Below are 18,153 nucleotides of genomic sequence, written 5' to 3'. Positions count from 1 at the left end.
ACTTTATAAAAATCGGGCCGCATAGCGGCCCTTTGTGTCTATTGAGTCTCACCGCAAACTGCAGTGGCAGATGAATTTATCAGCCTGCCTTTTTCACCAGTTCATCCGCCTCATTAAATAACCGAAATCCATTCTTACCGTTCAGTTTCTGCTGATACATAGCCATATCAGCACATTTCATTAGCTCATCTGTTGTTGCGCCATGCTCCGGATATGCTGCAGCCCCGATTGTCAGGCCAAAGTCGGCATGAACATGCCCGAACCGAACCTGTCGTCTGACCTGTCTGAGTACCCTGGCCGCATAGTCAGACAAAATATCTGGATCAGCATCCTCTATCACGACCGCAAATTCATCTCCACCCAGTCTTGAAATGAAGACTGTTGCCGGACTTATTTTTTTTAAGTCCGCAGCGAACTGCGTCAGGGCTTTGTCCCCCGCTGCATGTCCCAGCGTATCGTTAATGCTTTTGAAATTGTCCAGGTCAATAAACAGCACGCCGGCCTGTACATTGCATCGCCGGGCTTTAGACAGGATTGTTTTGAGGTGCTTTTTAAACATCCGGCGATTTGGCAGGCCAGTCAACGGGTCAGTCTCGCTGCTGAGCTTGAGTTTCTCTTCTGCCTGGACTTGCAGGGTAATATTTCTGGAGACGCACAGAATGCTGGTCGTTTTACCTGTGCCGTCCAATACCGGCGTAAGCATATTATCCCAGTGCGTGACACTGCCATCTGGCAAAACGCTCATCCCCCGGAATCCTGAGCATTCTCCTCCTACGGCTTTTTTCAGAGCCACTCTTCCTTTCCTGTAGACAGATTCGGGTAACAGAGCTATCCACTCCATACCAAATTCCTTTTCATCCACACTAACACCCAGAGCCTCACATCCGGACCGGTTCATAAAAATCAGACGGCCACTGGTATCAATGACCTTGATACAATCCACGCTAACGTTAAGCATATCCGTCAGTAAGGCTATTTTTTCAGAGCTGCATACCGGCAGAGATAAAGAAGCATTCATGGCAGGCCCTCTGTAATGGAGTGTTTTCCCACTTTACGCCAAATGCGAGAAAAAAAGCTACTGTGTTTCCGTTTACCTTTTCCTGGTATTTGATACAAACATCAGTTAGTAATCTCAGTCGGTTTATTTACAACGGATTCCTTCTTTTATTCACTAAGAATAATCCCGTTTTAAATGAAAGAATTGCGTTATAAAACGTGATAATGATCACCATCCGTATTGTACTGATGTGCATTTCTTCCACATCGTCTGTAAGGAGACATAGGATGTTAAACTAATCAAGGTTATCGCATATTTTTGTAAGGATTTCGAAAATACATGATCACTTCATTTACAGCGACCAGAATGAAAATATACACCAAAGAAATACCCATTATTAGTTTTTATATCTCCCCCTGGCTTCACTGGTGAAAGTATCAGCCAGAATTAGGATTATTTTCCTTGTAAAAGAACATCCTATTCAATTAAAAATCTCTGCGTTCAATGCCGCCCCTATAAAAGTGCCAAAGTTTGCAATGAGAGACACCAATACTATCCTCCATCCTAATTTACGGAATGCAGGTATATCCCTGGCAATCGACAGTCCTGCGAAGGTTAGCATGGGCGTAATAATTGCCAGCATATTAACATGTTTGGTTATAAACATGATTTGTTCGTTAACCGGACACCAGGGAGAAGTAAGAAATATACCTAAGAGGGAGACGAAACAGACTGCTGGTTTTTTTTCCGACACGAAAAATATAACATATCACCCGCAGCAGATATCGCAATCATTACGAAGTAAGCCAGTAACACGAATTTATTAAACTGGTTGAAAGCAACCCAGTTAGCAGCCATAGCCATGACAGAAGTCACAAACCAGGTTAACAACTTTTCGCTAAAACTGAGCCCTGATGATGATGAATGACCATCAATATCATCACTGTTAATTTCAGCAATATTCTGCTCTCTTCTTTTTGCCGTTCTGCCGATCAGTGGTTCAAGGAATCTGGAACTGGCGACTGCCAGTGGCAGTGAAATGAATAGAGTAAAATAGGTCCCGAAAGTAGATGTAAGCAAGTTTGAGGCTGCAGCAAGAACCATTACAGAATCAGCAGTGGGAGTGTCCCGATTCTGTAGGTAGTTTCTGTCATCATTTTTTGAGGCCGAAATCCACTCTTATCGTTGTAGCGCTGAGGTAAGAAATAATCTGCGCATGGTTTGCGCTCAAACTATTTCATAACGGTCGCAGAGAATGCCTGTGGGGTTTGAAATACGTATCCGCCAACCCTTATCTGGGCCTTTCTCTAAAACCTGCGTGGCGGTGCCGTACTCCTTTCGGTGAGTTCCGTTCTCTGTATTTATTGTCAGCGTCCAGTCAAGAACAACCAGGGCAAGATCGCCTGAAGGAATGATGAAGCGGATCTGGTTTCTGATCACGGCTCTTGATGCTATTAACGATAAAAAAGCATGCCTAAGTGCTTCAGGGTTGCTTTTAATGATGGCACCATCGGGCATTTTCATTGTGGTGAGATTACTGAAAACGGTTAGTAAGTCATCGACATTACCCGCGTTGAACGCTTTATCAAAAGCAGCGATTGTATCAGTAGGGGAAAGATGTACCGCGGTACCCTTCTCAATCGATTCTGTGAAATCTGATATGCGATTCGCAATTTCACATGGTGACTCCAGAGGCGAAAGATGCCCCGTGTCTGGAATGATGTACATTGATGCATGAGAAATGCGAGGCAGTAATTCTCTTTGCAGGGTAACCGGAGTGTCTACGCAATCCAGTTCTCCCGATATGACCACAACAGGAACATTGATCGCTCCAACATCACTTGTAATGTCTTCACTAATGCCTACATTAGGCCAGGCTGACCTGGCTTCAGCGGCTCCTTTCAGGCTGTCATCAATTACCTGCTCACGCAGTACAGGGTTAATTGGTCTCGCAGTCAGGACATTATCAATTACAAAGCCGACTGATTCGCGGTTGTCATATGCACTTCGTAAGACATCGCGTTGCTCAGATGTAAGGAGCATCGGGGAAGGTGGTGAAGGCGCAACCAGTACCAGGCCTTCAAGTCCTTCAGGACGACGGGATGCTATAAGCTGTGCAACTTTTCCGCCCATAGAATGGCCCACCAGAATGTAACGCTTAAGTTGAAGCGCCGAAATGACGCCCTCTGCATCCCGGGCAAGATCTTCAATCCGGTAACCGGAATGCGGTGCGTCAGATAACCCCCAGCCCCGCTGGTCAATCGCCACCATTCGGTAATTGCCGGGTAGCTGGCTGATTACCTCCTCCCAGGTGCGGGATGAACCACCATAATAATGTAGAAACACCAGGGCCAGTTCACCACAGCCCTGTTGCTCAACATTGATACCCGTGCCATTCACGTTGATTTTCATAGTTACATGCCTCTTCAGGAAGTTGAGATCATGTTAATTGCATCCTTTCAGGATGATAATCAGCATAAAATTATTGATAATCTATACTCCTATTATCGAATCATGAGGATATATGGACAGAATTACCAGCATGCAGATTTTTATTGCGGCAGTTGAAGAAGGAAGCTTTGCAGCTGCTGCGAGACGTTTTCAGCTTTCAGCTGCGATGGCAGGTAAGCACGTCAGCGCGATTGAAACCGATTTAAATGTCCGGCTGCTTCAGCGATCAACGCGGCGTCTCAGCCTGACTGATGCCGGGCTGCGCTATTTTGAACGTTGCAAAGTTATTCTTGAGGCATTTGAAGATGCAAGCCGGGAAGCGAGTGATGTTCAAACAAACCCGCGAGGACTGCTTCGCGTTGCTGCACCGGTAGCCTTCGGCACAATGCATCTGGGCAGGATCGCATCACGTTACCTGGCACAATTTCCAGAGGTTAATCTGGATGTTTTGCTTGAGGACAAATATGTAGATCTGCTTGAAAACAGAATTGATGTCGCCATCAGGATTGGACGCCTTAACGACCCGTCACTGGTCACGCGAAGGCTTGCACCGTGCAAAATGGTCCTGTGCGCTTCACCTGATTATCTGCAAAAACATGGCACGCCAGTAACCCCGGCGGATCTATCGCGCGCGCCACGTCTGGCTTTTAGCCAGTCGGTCTCAGCAGGAGACTGGACGTTATATGATGCGGAAGAGAGGGCTCACAGCATTGAGGGCATATGTCGAGTAACGTCCAATAATATCCCGTTCCTCCTTGAGTCAGCCCTGGCCGGAACGGGGATCGTTTATGGTCCCAGCTTTGTTTTTGGGCAGTACATCAGGCAGGGCAGGCTTAAAATGCTGCTTCCGCAATACCATACGACCGGGCTATCTATTCAGGCCGTTTATCCCAGCGCACTTCGCATTCCGAACAAAGTTCGCAGCTTTGTTGATTTTATTGCTGATGCGCTGAGTGAAAATCCTGCATGGGATAGTCAGGAGAATTTGCATTGTTCCGTCTGATTCATCATGCATTTGCCACCTGGATGGCAAAGTTGTATGACATGCTGACTACTTTTCGGGAAGTGCGTAAGCCATCAGGGTATCCCCCGAGCGAGTGCCAAGCCCGCCATGTCCACCTGCCGCGATGACCACATATTGTCTTCCATCGTCCCCCATATAGGTTAGCGGCGTCGCCTGGCCGCCCGCAGGCAGGCGTGTTCGCCAAAGCTCTTCTCCGGTTTTTTCATCAAAAGCCCGGAGGTAATCATCGGCAGTCGCCCCCATGAAAATCAGACCGCTACCCGTGATGATATTCCCCCCCATCATAAAAATACCTGTCGGAAGTGGTGCGTTTGTGTGCATGCCGAAAACATTCATATCGCGCGTGGTACCCGCCGGTCGCTCCCAAATGACTTTCCGGCTGCTCAGATCGATTGCATAAAGTTTACCCCATGGCGGCGCGCTGCAGGGTGCTCCCAATGCACTCAGCCAGGGTTTCACTACGGCCGCCCAGGCGGTTCCATACTGTGGGCCAACTGCAAACTCCTTCGGCTTGGGGTATTGTTGTCCGCTGTGCCAGCCTGACCAGGATTTCATCAGCCCTTTAGCAATGGCATCCTGGCTGGTCATCATTTGCATGGTAAAAGGAATGTAGCTGGTGTTGGCGATCAACACATCATGCTGTGGATCGACTGAAGCACCGTACCAGTCCATCACACCATCAAAGGCGGGATACGCAATGGAAGTGCCCTGAGCAGGCGGCGTAAACTTTCCCTGATAGCGAAAACGGTGAAACTGAATACGACACCACAACTGATCGAAAGGTGTGGCGCCCCACATATCTGTCTCTTTCAGATTCGGTGGTGAGAGGTCGGGCATCCCCACGGAGTCAGGCTGTGTGGGGGAAAGATGCTCACCCGGCAATGAAGGGAAAGTGGGGACCGGCTTTTCCATTATCTCAGTGAGTGGTTTTCCTGTCCGGCGGTCCAGCAGGAATAACTGTCCCATCTTGGTTGTCTGCACCAGCACAGGGATGACGTTTCCGTTTCGGTCTGGCAAATTCACCAGCGTCGGCCCAATAGGCAGATCGAAATCCCACACATCATGGTGCACCGTCTGAAAATGCCAACGCTCTTCACCGGTGTGAATATCCAGCGCAATGATGGCGCTGGAATATTTTTCATCAAAGGGCCGCCGCTTGCCGCCAAAATAATCAGGTGTAGCATTGCCCAGCGGGATATAGATCAGACCAAGTTTCTCATCGGCCGTATAGGTTCCCCAGCCATTTGGCGTTCCGCGCGTATAGGTTTCTCCCTGCCCAAGAGGAGCGTTCTGAGGCGTTCGCCCCATATCCCAGGCCCAGGCAGGTTTACCGGTGGCTTCGTCGTAGGCGCGCACTACGCCTGATGGTTCGCCTTCCGCTTGATTATCGTAGACCCAACCCCCCAGGACAATGCGCCCGTCCATTACCATCGGCTGGGAAGTTATAAAATGGAAACCGGGCGGCACATCGCCCATGTGATCCGTGAGGCTGACAAAACCGCTATTGCCAAAGCTTTTACAAAGTTTCCCTGTCCGGGCATTCAGCGCGACCATGCGCGCATCGGCTGTGGTGCTGATAATTCTCTCAGGACAATCATTATCGGATTTCACAACGCTGTAGGCGACGCCACGGCAGGCCAGATACTCATTTGCCGAAGTATCAGAATGCGGATCAAATTTCCAGTGCTGCTGGCCGGTGGTGGCATCAAGCGCAATAATCTGCCGATGCGGCGTGCAGATATAAAGGCTGTTCCCCACCTTTATTGGCGTCACCTCAAAACTGAATTCCCGACCCGCTTTATCTTCCCCTTTCCGCATCACATCGCCAGTATCATAACGCCATGCAGCCTTCAGTTCGGTCACGTTCGCTGGCGTGATCTGTCTGAGCGATGAGTAGCGCTGGCCAGCCGCATCATTTCCGTAGTAGCGCCAGTCACTGCTTTCATCTCCGGCAGCTGCCTCAGTTACGCCTGCAGGAAAAGCATTGTGCGATACGAATCGCTCGCCAGTAACGTGCCAGCCGCTCCAGAAGATGACAATAATTGTCCCCGCGTAAAGAACGCCAGGTGCAAGTCCGTAACGTAGTCTGGGCGTAACGGAAGCGACCGACACCAGACTGAGCCATATGCCCAACAGAGCAAACGCAAAAAGCCGTGGCATCAGTTGCCAGCCGTCCATGCCTACTTCCGCCAGAGCCTGAATAATGCAGACAATAAACGTCAGCATGTAAACGACAAATCCCGACGGGCGTTTGAGCACGAGCAGGACGCCTGATGCCAGAAACCCTCCCCCCGTGAGAAGATACCAGCCCGTGCCTCCCATAAAAGCCAGCCAGCTACCCAACGTCATCAGTGTAATGCCACACAGGCAGACCACAATGCCGCTAATAAATATCAGAATCCGCCGTTTATTCTTCTTCACGCGTGCCCCTGATGTAAAGGAGTGTAAATTGAGCCTAATAAAATTTGATAGATTAGCGATTAAATTATGCGTCCAGGACGTAACTGAATGTGTCGTTCGTTTCTAATATGGGAATAATACGCTTCGCTTACTTAATCAAATCAAAAATAAGAAAACAACTAACCTACTGTTTATTCCGAAAGTTCGCACAGACAAATATCCTGCATTTGTCCCCTGATTGACTATAGTAAGGATTGATGCGAATAAGTTGTTCGCTGCGCAATTCTGTGAGCGAACCGTTTATAAACTGAGGGGTATATATGGAGCGCACAAACAGAAAAGCCACGATATACCGGATGGTCATGAAAGAGCATATTTGTCCCTATGGAATGAAGTCTGTATGGCTGCTTCGGCATTATGATTATGAAGTGGAGGACATCTGGTTGACCACACGCGAGGAAACCGACGCCTTTCGTGAAAAGCACAATGTAAAAACCACACCACAGACCTTTATCGATGATAAACGTATTGGCGGCTATGACAGCCTGCGGGCTTACTTTAACCATCCCCTGCCAGATAAAGATAAAACATCCTATATGCCGGTGATGGTTGTTTTCATCATGGCTGCCCTGATGGCGGTTGCCGCGCAGTACACCTCAGCGGGACAGATCATGACGCTGCGTACCGCCGAATGCTTCGTATCCTTCAGCATGGCCATACTGGCACTGCTGAAACTGCGTGACGTGGAGAGCTTTTCCACTATGTTTCTGGGGTATGACCTGCTGGCCCGCAAGTGGGTTCCTTACGCTTATCTTTATCCCTTCGGCGAGGCGCTGGCCGCCCTACTGATGACGGCAGGTCTGCTTCCCATGGTGTCAGCTCCGGTTGCCCTGTTTATCGGGACCACAGGCGCCGTTTCCGTTTTCAAAGCTGTATACATTGATAAGCGTGAACTTCGCTGTGCCTGTATGGGTGGTGATAGTAGCGTGCCGCTGGGATTTATATCGCTAACAGAGAATCTGATGATGATTGGGATGGGATTATGGACCTTGTCAAAGATGTTTCCCTGGGTCTGATGCGCCACATTTATCGGCGGGAACAAGGCGGCGAGAAACAAACCATCTACACCGGTTAACATCAGCCCTGACGGGTTTTGCGCAACAGTTTAGCTGCATCCTGAGTAATAGCCCTGACAGGCAGGTGGCCTGATGAGGCCTTCATGCGTTCCAGCTCATAGATGATATTGTCTCTGTTTACCGGAAGCCCTTTTGCTGCGATCGTGATCACTGCTGCACCAATAGCGCATCCGATTAAACCTGTTCGATCTGTTTTAGAATAACTCATAATGTAAGACGCGTATTTGTACCGATTTTCTTCACTATAGCACGAAAGGAAAATTATAAAAATTTTATCACAATGAAAATCAAATAAATTTACTGGCAGTGTTCACCCAAGCATTTTTTTGCGCAAAGCGTAGATGGAAAAAGCATGGATAAGTGCTTAACTAATAATATGGGCTGCAAGTGGAGGAACTTTATGAATCTTGATGCATTAGCACGATATCTTGATCTTACAGAACAAGAGTTAAGAGAAACAGGAATTAGCCAAAATGACATTCACGAAGATCCAGGTGATAAAGTTGACTTAATTAATAATTATTATTTTAATGTCCCTGACAAAACACCACAGCATATACTGGGTAAAAAGAATTGGTCTATTGGAGAACGGATAAACTTCCCCGGGGAAATCCTTGACTTATAGCCGATGTGTTTTCGATGAAAATTTGATAAAGGCAGCATGACGAGTAAACGTAAGAATGATAATTTATTTCAAACACGGTGGCCGTAGTTAGCGGCCACCTATAATGAAATCAAACTGTGCCGGTGCCACCATCAGAACACCAGACCTGGCCGGAGGTATAACTGGCTTCATCAGAAGCGAGCAGTACGTACAGAGGAGCGATTTCCACCGGCTGACCCGGGCGGCCCAGCGGTGCCTGCTCGCCAAATTTTTTAAGTTTTTCCTGTGGCTGTCCACCTGAAGGTTGTAGCGGCGTCCAGTACGGTCCAGGCGCAACAGCGTTAACACGTATTCCTTCCGGAGCCAGTTGTTTCGCCAGCGCTTTGGTAAAGATGGCGATGCAGGCTTTGGTCTGTGCATAATCCAGCAGAATATCGCTCGGTTCGTAGGCCTGCACAGACGATGTATTAATAATGCTGGCACCTTTTTTCAGGTGTTTGAGTGCCGCTTTGGTTATCCAGAACATGGCATAAACATTGGTTTTGAATGTCGCGTCAAAATCTTCAGTAGTAAGCTCGCGGATGGATGAGCAGAACTGCTGGCGACCCGCATTATTCACCAGAATATCCAGCCCACCCAGTTCATTAACGGCTTTATCAACCAATTCAGTACAGAACGCTTCACTGCGGATATCCCCAGGCAGAGCGACGGCTTTACGCCCTTCTTCACTGATAATTTTGATCACCTCTTCAGCATCTTTTTCCTCTGCTGGCAGGTAACCAATGGCAACATCCGCCCCTTCGCGAGCAAACGCAATCGCCGCTGCCCGGCCAATACCTGAATCACCCCCGGTGATCAGCGCTTTTTTGCCTTTAAGGCGACCATGCCCCTGATAGCTCGTTTCACCGTGATCGGGAACAGGGATCATATCAGCTGCCAGACCAGGAGTATTTTGCGGTTGTTCTTTAAAAGGAGGAGTTGGCAGATGTGGCTGATTATTTCCAGTGGTATGCGACATAATTACCTCTTTAATTTCAGCTTGAGCATTAATTATTTCAAATGAACAATTTATTCTAGTTCATACCTGTAAAAATGCTAACCAAAAAGGTTATCCAGGCAATATCCTGAGTTAAATTCACCCTAATGCAGATGATTCTTAAAAATAATTTTGGATTCAAAAATAATATATCCGGGAGTACATCCCCGGAATAATTTATCGGCGTAAAAACCTTCATAAGGCATAATTTAAGTCTGCGCTATAAACTTTCATGCCTGAACACTTCATTTAAGCCACTGATTTTAAATGAATAGCACTAAAAGACAAAAAATCATAAGCGAGCTAACAATTTTTTTTGTACAGTTTTAATTCCTTACGAAGATTAAGTTACATTTGAACTGCACATTTTATAACCTCAATTTTTCAAAGGGTTTAATTATGCGTCAGAACAATCTGTCATCTTCACCGTCGCACGATATTACACGATATTTTTATGAATCCTCTCTGCCATCACAACAGGAAATGCTGGGACAGATTGTGACTGAAATCCTGCACTCCGGGAAAAGACTCAATCGGAAGACGATTTGTACCAAACTGGTGCATCGTCTCGAAGTTTCAGGTAGTGCTGAAGAGGAAAAAAGGTATCGGGAGCTGATTGGTCTGCTTCTTGGTCGTTAATGGTAGATATTTACCCTATATTTTATATGCAACCTTACTCAGCCCTCAACAGTGCAAGCGATTGCCATAGCAGGAAACCTTTCTATGCCTCAGGCACCTGAAGTCGAAACCAATCTCCAGGCTTTTTTTCGTCAGACAGACCCCAACATTGTACTGAGCGAAACGGAATGGATCGATGCTGCTGTTTTGTCTATTGAAACCGCGCGCCAGCACGCGACGAATAAAGATATTATTCTGTGGTTAATCGCTAAACTCGAAACCAGCCATGATGCATTGCAGCAGGATGCACTACGTAACGCTTTAGAGATTGTCGTGGCAGGCACACCCGACGATCCCGAAAGTTAACCAAAAAAAACCTTCACAGAAAGGCGGAGAGCACTGTGAAGGTTAATTACAACCAACCGGCTGATAACGGTATTTAAAGTCGTCGAATCTCCCGCACGATGATTGTCGAATGCGTTTGTTCATGCATCAACTGACCATTAACCGAGACAAGATCATCAGGTTTCACTTCCTGCCCCTGCCAGACATTATCTTTGATAATGAGAGCAATACTGCCCTGCTCATCACGCAGAAGATACTCATTCTTACCGTTCTGCTTTATGATATTTCCTTTCAGTGAGACCCATGTCCGGTCAGGTAATTTTTCCAGTTCTTTAGTCGTTATTTGGTGTTGCCCATCCGTAATTCCCCGATAGCCATCTTTTTGCTCATGCGGTGCAGGCGGCTGTCCATCAGGATTAAATCCACCCTTTTCAGCGGAGTATCCCTGAAATGACATAGTTATGAGAACACTAAAGAGAGAAATAAGTAATCGTCTCTGCAAAACAGCCTCCATCGGGGAAATTTAATATGAATGAATTAAGTCTAACCCTGATTATTCGAATAGCAACCAGACAAACCAGGAATGATAGGCGAAGCGCGGGATTAATTTACTTATTCAACTATTTTTAATTTTGCATTTATTCACTTTACCGCTTGCATTAATGATGTCATAAGCTACATTTTAAATGTTACTTTTAAATTTCATTAAGTTAATGCATCTGGAATTCTTATGAAAAATCACAGAAAAGACGCAGGACATATACACGATTTAAGAGCCCTGTTAAACGACGAAAGTCAAACAGAAGTCAGGTTTGAAAAGAATTACTTTAAGAATAATCTGGAAAGAGATATTGCAGCCAGTAGCAAAACCGGCAAGAAAATGACCAGAATTGTGGAAAAACAGCCTCGGTAATCTGCATCAGATTTTAAACGCGAATATTCAGTTCCCTCATCTCCAGATTATTCCGTTTTCATCAACAGCGGTGAGAGCAATCGGATAGCCGATCTTTTTGTTTTCTCTTTGTATTCACGCCATTAATTTCCCCATCAGGGGGCATCATGATTAGCTATACCACTGACACACTTTGTGCACTCACCGGAGCGCACCCGGCAAATCTTCGTCGCTGGAATCGGAGTGGATTACTCTCACTGCAGCATCCTGGTGAATTATGGGATAGCGTCCATATGGAACAGGTACAGGGCATTCTGGCTGCTACCGCAAACGGTATTAGACCCGGAGAGTTAGCGATCAATATCGGACAGTGAATTCCCCAGGTTACCGGGGGCTGGTCCGCACGGCGGGGAGAAGTGCTATTCGAACTCGAATACGGATCCCTGCGTTCGCTTTCACGTATCGTTCGCATTCTGGCGGGTGATTTCAGTGGTGATGATTTTATTAACCGCCTGATGCGTCCGTTAAGTTTCTGGCTGATGCAGGATGCCAATAAAACATCGCCTCAGCGACGTCAGCGCTTCCATGACTCGGTCCGGTTTCATGCCGAAACGACCAGCCGGGCCTCTCAGCGAAAAGACTCCATCCCGCTTTACCTTGAAGCTGTCAGCACAAAAGATCGCACTGAAATCTGGCTGGAAGCCATTCGCCTGACCGCACAGGGATTCTGCGTCGAGGTCTGTCCCGGAACGAACATCGGGCAGCTCCCTGCGAAGCATCATCAACATCATTTGATGTGGTGTGGCGCAGGCATCAGCAGCAGCAGGATGAGCCAGTATCTGTACGAAAGAGAGTCCGGATACCCGGTGATGCTCTGCGGCCCTGATCAATCCATTCTTAAAGATTCGGTCGCCTGCATGGTGTCACTCTGATTCCCATAGCGCCTCCCATATGGTCGCCAGGCCCGGCTCTGTCAGGTTTAATAACCCCCATTCGTCGCTGGAGGAATCTGCATGATCCCATCAATTTCCGCTAACGAATTCACCCTTCTCGACCGCTACTGGCGCGCGGCCAATTACTTATCCGTCGGCCAAATCTATCTGATGGGCAATCCACTGCTGCGTGAACCCCTGCGTCCGGAACATATCAAGCCCCGCCTGCTTGGCCACTGGGGAACCACGCCGGGGCTGAACTTTATTTATGCACACCTCAATCGCATCATTCGCCAGCGTGACCTGAATCTTATCTACGTGTGTGGTCCCGGCCACGGTGGTCCCGGTATGGTGGCGAACACCTGGCTGGAAGGGAGCTACAGCGAGATATATCCCCACATCAGTGAAGATGCCGAAGGCATGCAGCGACTGTTCAGACAGTTCTCATTTCCGGGCGGGATCCCCAGCCATGCCGCACCCGAAACCCCGGGATCGATTAATGAAGGTGGTGAGCTGGGCTATTCACTTGCTCATGCCTTCGGTGCCGCCTTTGATCACCCCGATCTCATCGTACCCTGCGTGATTGGCGACGGCGAAGCAGAAACCGGGCCGCTGGCCGCCAGCTGGCACGGCAACAAATTCCTCAATCCTCAACGTGATGGCGCGGTACTGCCGATTCTGCATCTCAATGGCTACAAGATCGCCAATCCAACATTGCTGGGACGCAACAGCGATGACGATCTCTGGCAATTGTTCAGCGGCTACGGCTATGAGCCGCTGTTTGTCAGTGGTCATGAACCGGAGAAAATGCATGTGCAGATGGCAGATACCCTGGATAACGCTTTCGATAAAATTGCCGCTTTCCAGCAGGCGGCACGCACGGGACAGGCAGGAAACGAGGTGCCGCGCTGGCCAATGATCATTCTGCGCAGCCCGAAAGGCTGGACGGGGCCAGCGGCGGTGGACGGTAAAAAAGTTGAGGATTTCTGGCGCGCTCATCAGGTCCCCGTCGCATCCTGTCGGGAAGATGACGGGCATCGGGAGATTCTTGAAGAGTGGATGCGTAGCTACCAGCCAGACGACCTGTTTGACCCCTCTGGCTGTCTCAAACCGGAACTAAAAGCACTGGCCCCGCAAGGGGATAAACGTATGGGGGCTTCGCCGTATGCCAACGGCGGTCTGCTGCGTCGCGAACTTAACGTGCCTGATATTCGCGAGTTTGCCGTGCAGATCGCCGCTCCCGGTGCCGACAGCGCCCAGGCGACAGAACATTTTGGCCGCTACCTGAGCCAGATATTTCAGCGAAATCAGGATAACTTCCGGCTGTTTGGCCCGGATGAAACCACGTCAAACCGGCTGTCACCGGTTTTTGATGCCACCAGCCGCAGCTGGATGGGCGAAATCAGACTTTATGATGAACAACTGGCGCGCGACGGGCGCGTGATGGAAATCCTCAGCGAACATCAATGCCAGGGATGGCTCGAAGGTTATCTGCTGACGGGCCGCCACGGTCTCTTCAACTGTTATGAAGCCTTTATTCACATCGTCGATTCGATGTTCAACCAGCATGCCAAGTGGTTGAAGGTTACGCGCAAACTGGGGTGGCGTCAGCCCATCGCCTCGCTGAATTACCTGTTGTCATCTCACGTCTGGCATCAGGATCACAACGGCTTCAGTCACCAGGACCCGGGTTTTATCGATCATGTCGCCAATAAAAAGGCCGACATTGTGCGTATCTATCTGCCACCGGATGCCAATACCCTGCTGTGGGTGGGCGATCATTGCCTGAAGACCTGGGATCGCATCAACGTGATTGTGGCAGGTAAACAACCTGCGCCGCAGTGGCTCGATGGTGAAAGCGCCTTTGCCCACTGTGAAGCCGGCATGGGTGAATGGCGCTGGGCGAGCACCAGTGAGGATCCTGAGGTGGTGATGGCCTGTGCGGGCGATGTGCCGACGATGGAAACACTGGCAGCAGTGGATTTACTGCGTGGCTGTCTGCCCGGCCTGCGTATTCGTGTGGTGAACGTGGTGGACCTGATGGCACTGCAATCCTGTGAGCAGCATCCGCATGGTAAATCCGACGCCGAATTCGATGCATTGTTCACGGCGGATAAACCGGTGATTTTTGCTTTTCACGGTTATCCCAGCCTGATCCATCGGCTGACCTGTCAGCGTAACAACCACCGCAACTTTCATGTGCGGGGTTTTAATGAAGAAGGCACCACGACCACGCCATTTGATATGACGGTACTGAACGAACTGGATCGTTACCATCTGGCACAGGAGGTAATTTTACGTGTCCCGGGGCTGGCCGATCGCCATCCTGAATTACTGGATGATTTGCAGGAACGCATCGCAGAACACCATCGCTATGTCCGGGAATATGGCGAAGACGTTCCCGAAGTGCGCAACTGGCAATGGTCAGGGAAGAACCCGCAGTAAGGCGGACTACCGAAGTCCGCCTGCAGGGTTATGCCGCCACTGTTGCCGCCTTCTGGCTGCGTGACCAGACGCGATGGGCCGCCATGGCAGCAAGAAAATCTGTCATCAGCGCACCCTCAGCTTTGCTTCCTTCTGCCAGCCCCTCTTCGGTTTCACTGTCCTTCAGGCTGAACTGCGCTTTGAAGCGGCGCGCATCACCGCTGAGACCAATGACCTTCAGATGTTTATAGGCTTCCAGCAGGAAGTAACGCGCATCCCCACTCAGCAGCAACGCATCGATATTGCCGTCCGGCACCAGCACCGCGTCAAACGTCAGCGACGGCAGACCATTGAAAGTCGCATCGATCGGCAACACCGAGCCATCATCAGCGCGTACCTGCCCCATATGGGCCGCCAGCAGTTTGGCGTGAACGCCTTTCGCTTTCAGTTCCTGCAACACCGCCAGCACATCCGCCGCTTTCACGCCATCGCTGACCAGCAAGGCAACCTGCCGCCCTTTGATATCCCCACCCGGCACGGCATACAGGCTGAGGCTTGCATCCTTAGTGAGTCCATTCACATCCTTCGCGGTAGTAACTTTCAGCTGTTCTTTACTGAACTCAATGCCGAGATTGTCTGCCACGCCCTGCGCCAGATCGGGATCGATATGCAGCAGATGATCAGCCACCCTTTCCCGGATATAGGCCCGCGCCACTTTGCTCAGCTCAAATGAGAAGGCGCCGATGATATGCTGCTGCTCAACCGGTGTCTGACTCTGCCAGAACAATTTTGGCTGGGAATAATATTCACCAAACGAGTCGCTGCGCTCACGTACCTTTTGCCCTTCAATCCGTTCCTGATAACTTTCGAAACCGCCCTTCTCCGCAGCCGGGGGGCTTTCCCGGGGCCAGTTATCATTGATTGAGTTGGGTTCGTAGTTGGCCGGATTGGCATCGATGTCCATCCGGTGCATCCCCTGACGCTGAAAATTATGATAAGGGCAGACCGGCCGGTTGATCGGTATTTCATGAAAGTTCGGCCCACCGAGGCGGCTGATTTGGGTATCGGTGTAGGAAAAGAGTCGCCCCTGCAACAACGGATCGTTGGTGAAATCCAGTCCCGGCACAATATGGCCGGGGTGAAAAGCGACCTGCTCGGTTTCAGCAAAAAAGTTATCGGGGTTACGGTTCAGCACCATCCTGCCCACCAGCTCCACCGGCACCAGTTCTTCAGGGATCAGCTTGGTGGCGTCCAGAATATCGAAATCGAAGCTGAATTCATCTTCCTCGGGGATCAGCTGGAGTCCCAGCTCATACTCGGGGTAGTCACCCGCTTCAATGGCTTCCCACAGATCGCGACGATGAAAATCCGGGTCACGGCCGGTCAGTTTCTGCGCTTCATCCCACAGCAGCGACGCCTTACCGGCCACCGGTTTCCAGTGGAAACGGACAAAGGTGGCTTTACCTTCCGCGTTAATCAGACGGAAGGTATGAATACCAAAACCTTCCATAGTGCGGTAGCTGCGGGGAATACCGCGATCGGACATCGCCCACATCACATTGTGTAAGGTCTCCGGTTGCAGCGAAACATAATCCCAGAAGGTGTCGTGTGCGCTCTGACCTTGTGGCATTTCATTATGCGGCTCGGGTTTTACCGCGTGCACGAAATCCGGAAACTTATGGGCATCCTGAATGAAGAACACTGGCGTGTTATTCCCTACCAGATCGAATACGCCCTCTTCCGTGTAGAACTTGGTGGCGAAACCGCGAATATCCCGTACCGTATCGGCAGAGCCTGCCCCGCCCTGTACCGTCGAGAAACGCACAAACACCGGGGTGACGGTATCCGGATCGCTGAGGAATCCCGCTTTGGTTAACTCTTTCAGTGAACGATACGGCTGGAAATAGCCGTGTGCCGCGGAACCCCGGGCATGCACGATACGCTCGGGAATACGCTCATGGTCAAAATGCGTGATTTTTTCACGCATGATGAAATCTTCCAGCAGCGTCGGTCCGCGAGTCCCGGCACGCAGTGAGTTCTGATCATTGGCGATACGGGTGCCCTGATTGGTGGTCAGGTCCTGCTGCGCCCCATTTTTACGAAAGGGTTCGAGTTGATCGGTTTTGGCACTGTGGGTGTCGGGGGTTTTCAGGCTGCCCGGTGCGGTGGGTTCTTTACCCGGCGGCGTCGGTCTGGCTGATGACTGATGTGAGCCATCAGCCGGAGCCAGGCTGCCCAGGCCAGGTTTAGCGGTTTCAGGGCCTTTATGTGGTGCCCGATGGGTGAGTTTTTTTCCTTCTGTATCTTTTGACATTGCGAAAGTCTCCAGTGAAATATCACCTTATTAACTGTAGAGCAATCTCGCCAGATGTAATCGGTAAAATGCTAAATAACAAGTAGTGGCGTGAAATTTCTTTTAGCGGACTCGCTTATTCATGATTAAGAATTAACTGAATAAGGATGAATTTCACCGTTAAATCACCCCGATATAAGAATAATCATCATACATGCTCTACAATTTTACATGGCTGTTTCCTGACATCATGCAGGATATATTTATTGCATCAGAAAACATTCTTTCATTCAATGAGGTGGGAACGCTATGAAACTATTTACTAAAGTAACTTGTATCGCTTTAAGTATTGCCGCTTTAACAGGATGTATGCACAGAAGTGAAGCAGTCCGCGATGATGGACGTCCCCATGCGCCGAGCGGGCAGGCCACACCTGGCGGGACTCTGGGTTCCGGTCCTGTTGGACAACCTCAGTCCTGACCGAAGACGCCCGGCTCATGACCGGGCATTCTTTACCGGTCCAGCGTTTCATCATAAGTCTATTTATTTTTCTGCCGCAGGTATGACGGAAATATGACCATTCACTTCAAATACGGCATATTTTATCTGGTCTAATCGCTCAAGCCCCTGTGACGACCGGGCCGACTCCAGAATATCCTCCTTACTTATGCCCGCCATCTTCATACGTTTTTCCAGCAGATTGCCATTCTCAACCAGAATAATCGGTCCGCCCTCTGCCATTTGTTCCAGCGAAGGGAATCGTGTTTTAAGTTTGCCAAGCAAAATATCAATCGTCACGAGGGTGATAATAGTCAGTGCAGCACCCGTTACAGAGAAATCATCACCCAGCAACGCCTGCTGTGTGGCTTCACTGATAATCAGTAAAAGAATCAGATCAAAGGATGTCATCTGTAAGAGTGTGCGTCTGCCAGCAATTTTAAATACCACCATCAGCACAAGATAGATGCCAGTCGCTCGCAATACGGTTTCCATATCACACT

General features: G+C 49.4%; 18 protein-coding genes and 1 pseudogene. 9 read left to right on the top strand and 10 right to left on the bottom strand.

Annotated elements, in window-relative coordinates:
* Positions 1–79: 79 nt before the first annotated feature.
* The 4 genes and pseudogenes from CUN67_RS26170 to CUN67_RS26160 form a co-directional block, all read right to left on the bottom strand.
* On the bottom strand, positions 80–1,018 hold the full coding sequence (locus CUN67_RS26170) for a diguanylate cyclase domain-containing protein (RefSeq protein WP_208718384.1): 939 nt from the start codon (positions 1,016–1,018) through the stop codon (positions 80–82).
* 460 nt (positions 1,019–1,478) lie between these two features.
* Positions 1,479–1,742 (bottom strand): annotated as a pseudogene (locus CUN67_RS30785) (hypothetical protein); the annotation flags it as partial.
* Positions 1,709–2,170, bottom strand: coding sequence for a DUF3100 domain-containing protein (locus tag CUN67_RS26165; protein ID WP_302882934.1), 462 nt, complete (start codon positions 2,168–2,170; stop codon positions 1,709–1,711). The gene CUN67_RS26165 and the pseudogene CUN67_RS30785, both read right to left, overlap by 34 nt.
* 54 nt (positions 2,171–2,224) lie before the next feature.
* Positions 2,225–3,409 (bottom strand): alpha/beta fold hydrolase, encoded by a 1,185-nt coding sequence (locus CUN67_RS26160; protein WP_208718381.1) that lies wholly within the window; start codon positions 3,407–3,409, stop codon positions 2,225–2,227.
* A gap of 112 nt (positions 3,410–3,521) precedes the next feature.
* On the opposite strand from CUN67_RS26160, the gene CUN67_RS26155 reads away from it, so the two are divergent.
* Positions 3,522–4,451, top strand: a complete 930-nt coding sequence (locus tag CUN67_RS26155) for a LysR family transcriptional regulator (protein ID WP_208718380.1) — start codon at positions 3,522–3,524, stop codon at positions 4,449–4,451.
* Between the two features lie 48 nt (positions 4,452–4,499).
* Here the strand turns inward: CUN67_RS26155 and CUN67_RS26150 are convergent, their stop codons facing one another.
* Positions 4,500–6,893 (bottom strand): membrane-bound PQQ-dependent dehydrogenase, glucose/quinate/shikimate family, encoded by a 2,394-nt coding sequence (locus CUN67_RS26150; RefSeq protein ID WP_302882854.1) that lies wholly within the window; start codon positions 6,891–6,893, stop codon positions 4,500–4,502.
* A 299-nt stretch (positions 6,894–7,192) separates the two neighbouring features.
* Here CUN67_RS26150 and CUN67_RS26145 point away from each other — a divergent pair, with 299 nt between their 5' ends.
* Positions 7,193–7,948 (top strand): glutaredoxin family protein, encoded by a 756-nt coding sequence (locus CUN67_RS26145; protein ID WP_208718378.1) that lies wholly within the window; start codon positions 7,193–7,195, stop codon positions 7,946–7,948.
* Positions 7,949–8,009: 61 nt separating this feature from the next.
* Here CUN67_RS26145 and CUN67_RS26140 read toward each other — a convergent pair whose 3' ends face one another.
* The gene (locus tag CUN67_RS26140) at positions 8,010–8,216 is read right to left on the bottom strand and encodes a hypothetical protein (RefSeq protein WP_208718376.1); all 207 of its coding nucleotides are present in this window, start codon (positions 8,214–8,216) and stop codon (positions 8,010–8,012) included.
* Between the two features lie 192 nt (positions 8,217–8,408).
* On the opposite strand from CUN67_RS26140, the gene CUN67_RS26135 reads away from it, so the two are divergent.
* Complete coding sequence (locus CUN67_RS26135) at positions 8,409–8,633, top strand: hypothetical protein (RefSeq protein WP_208718374.1); 225 nt, start codon at positions 8,409–8,411, stop codon at positions 8,631–8,633.
* Positions 8,634–8,742: 109 nt separating this feature from the next.
* Here CUN67_RS26135 and CUN67_RS26130 read toward each other — a convergent pair whose 3' ends face one another.
* Positions 8,743–9,630, bottom strand: coding sequence for an SDR family oxidoreductase (locus CUN67_RS26130; protein ID WP_208718373.1), 888 nt, complete (start codon positions 9,628–9,630; stop codon positions 8,743–8,745).
* A gap of 417 nt (positions 9,631–10,047) precedes the next feature.
* Between CUN67_RS26130 and ycgZ the strand changes: the two genes are divergently transcribed.
* Positions 10,048–10,287 carry a regulatory protein YcgZ gene (ycgZ, locus tag CUN67_RS26125; RefSeq protein ID WP_208718371.1) on the top strand — a complete coding sequence of 80 codons (240 nt, stop codon included), beginning with the start codon at positions 10,048–10,050 and terminating at the stop codon, positions 10,285–10,287.
* An 84-nt stretch (positions 10,288–10,371) separates the two neighbouring features.
* Entirely contained in the window at positions 10,372–10,632 is a 261-nt protein-coding gene (locus CUN67_RS26120; RefSeq protein WP_208718370.1) for a biofilm development regulator YmgB/AriR family protein, read from the top strand.
* 73 nt (positions 10,633–10,705) lie between these two features.
* Here CUN67_RS26120 and CUN67_RS26115 read toward each other — a convergent pair whose 3' ends face one another.
* On the bottom strand, positions 10,706–11,113 hold the full coding sequence (locus CUN67_RS26115) for a YgiW/YdeI family stress tolerance OB fold protein (protein ID WP_208718369.1): 408 nt from the start codon (positions 11,111–11,113) through the stop codon (positions 10,706–10,708).
* 228 nt (positions 11,114–11,341) lie between these two features.
* On the opposite strand from CUN67_RS26115, the gene CUN67_RS26110 reads away from it, so the two are divergent.
* The 4 genes from CUN67_RS26110 to CUN67_RS26095 all read left to right on the top strand — a co-directional run bounded on the left by CUN67_RS26110 (position 11,342) and on the right by CUN67_RS26095 (position 14,880).
* Positions 11,342–11,524, top strand: coding sequence for a hypothetical protein (locus CUN67_RS26110; protein ID WP_208718368.1), 183 nt, complete (start codon positions 11,342–11,344; stop codon positions 11,522–11,524).
* 146 nt (positions 11,525–11,670) lie between these two features.
* On the top strand, positions 11,671–11,877 hold the full coding sequence (locus tag CUN67_RS26105) for a hypothetical protein (RefSeq protein ID WP_208718367.1): 207 nt from the start codon (positions 11,671–11,673) through the stop codon (positions 11,875–11,877).
* A gap of 42 nt (positions 11,878–11,919) precedes the next feature.
* Complete coding sequence (locus tag CUN67_RS26100; protein WP_208718366.1) at positions 11,920–12,435, top strand: MerR family transcriptional regulator; 516 nt, start codon at positions 11,920–11,922, stop codon at positions 12,433–12,435.
* An 81-nt stretch (positions 12,436–12,516) separates the two neighbouring features.
* On the top strand, positions 12,517–14,880 hold the full coding sequence (locus tag CUN67_RS26095) for a phosphoketolase family protein (RefSeq protein WP_208718365.1): 2,364 nt from the start codon (positions 12,517–12,519) through the stop codon (positions 14,878–14,880).
* Between the two features lie 28 nt (positions 14,881–14,908).
* Here CUN67_RS26095 and katE read toward each other — a convergent pair whose 3' ends face one another.
* Complete coding sequence (katE, locus tag CUN67_RS26090) at positions 14,909–17,173, bottom strand: catalase HPII (protein WP_208718364.1); 2,265 nt, start codon at positions 17,171–17,173, stop codon at positions 14,909–14,911.
* A gap of 522 nt (positions 17,174–17,695) precedes the next feature.
* A complete protein-coding gene (locus CUN67_RS26085) occupies positions 17,696–18,145 on the bottom strand; it encodes a DUF421 domain-containing protein (RefSeq protein WP_208718363.1) in 450 nt (149 codons plus the stop codon).
* Positions 18,146–18,153 lie beyond the last annotated feature (8 nt).

Origin of the sequence: Pantoea cypripedii, from assembly GCF_011395035.1 — a bacterium.
Lineage (GTDB): Bacteria > Pseudomonadota > Gammaproteobacteria > Enterobacterales > Enterobacteriaceae > Pantoea > Pantoea cypripedii_A.
Note: the sequence above shows the minus strand (reverse complement) of the source record. Positions and strands in the feature narration are given on the sequence as shown.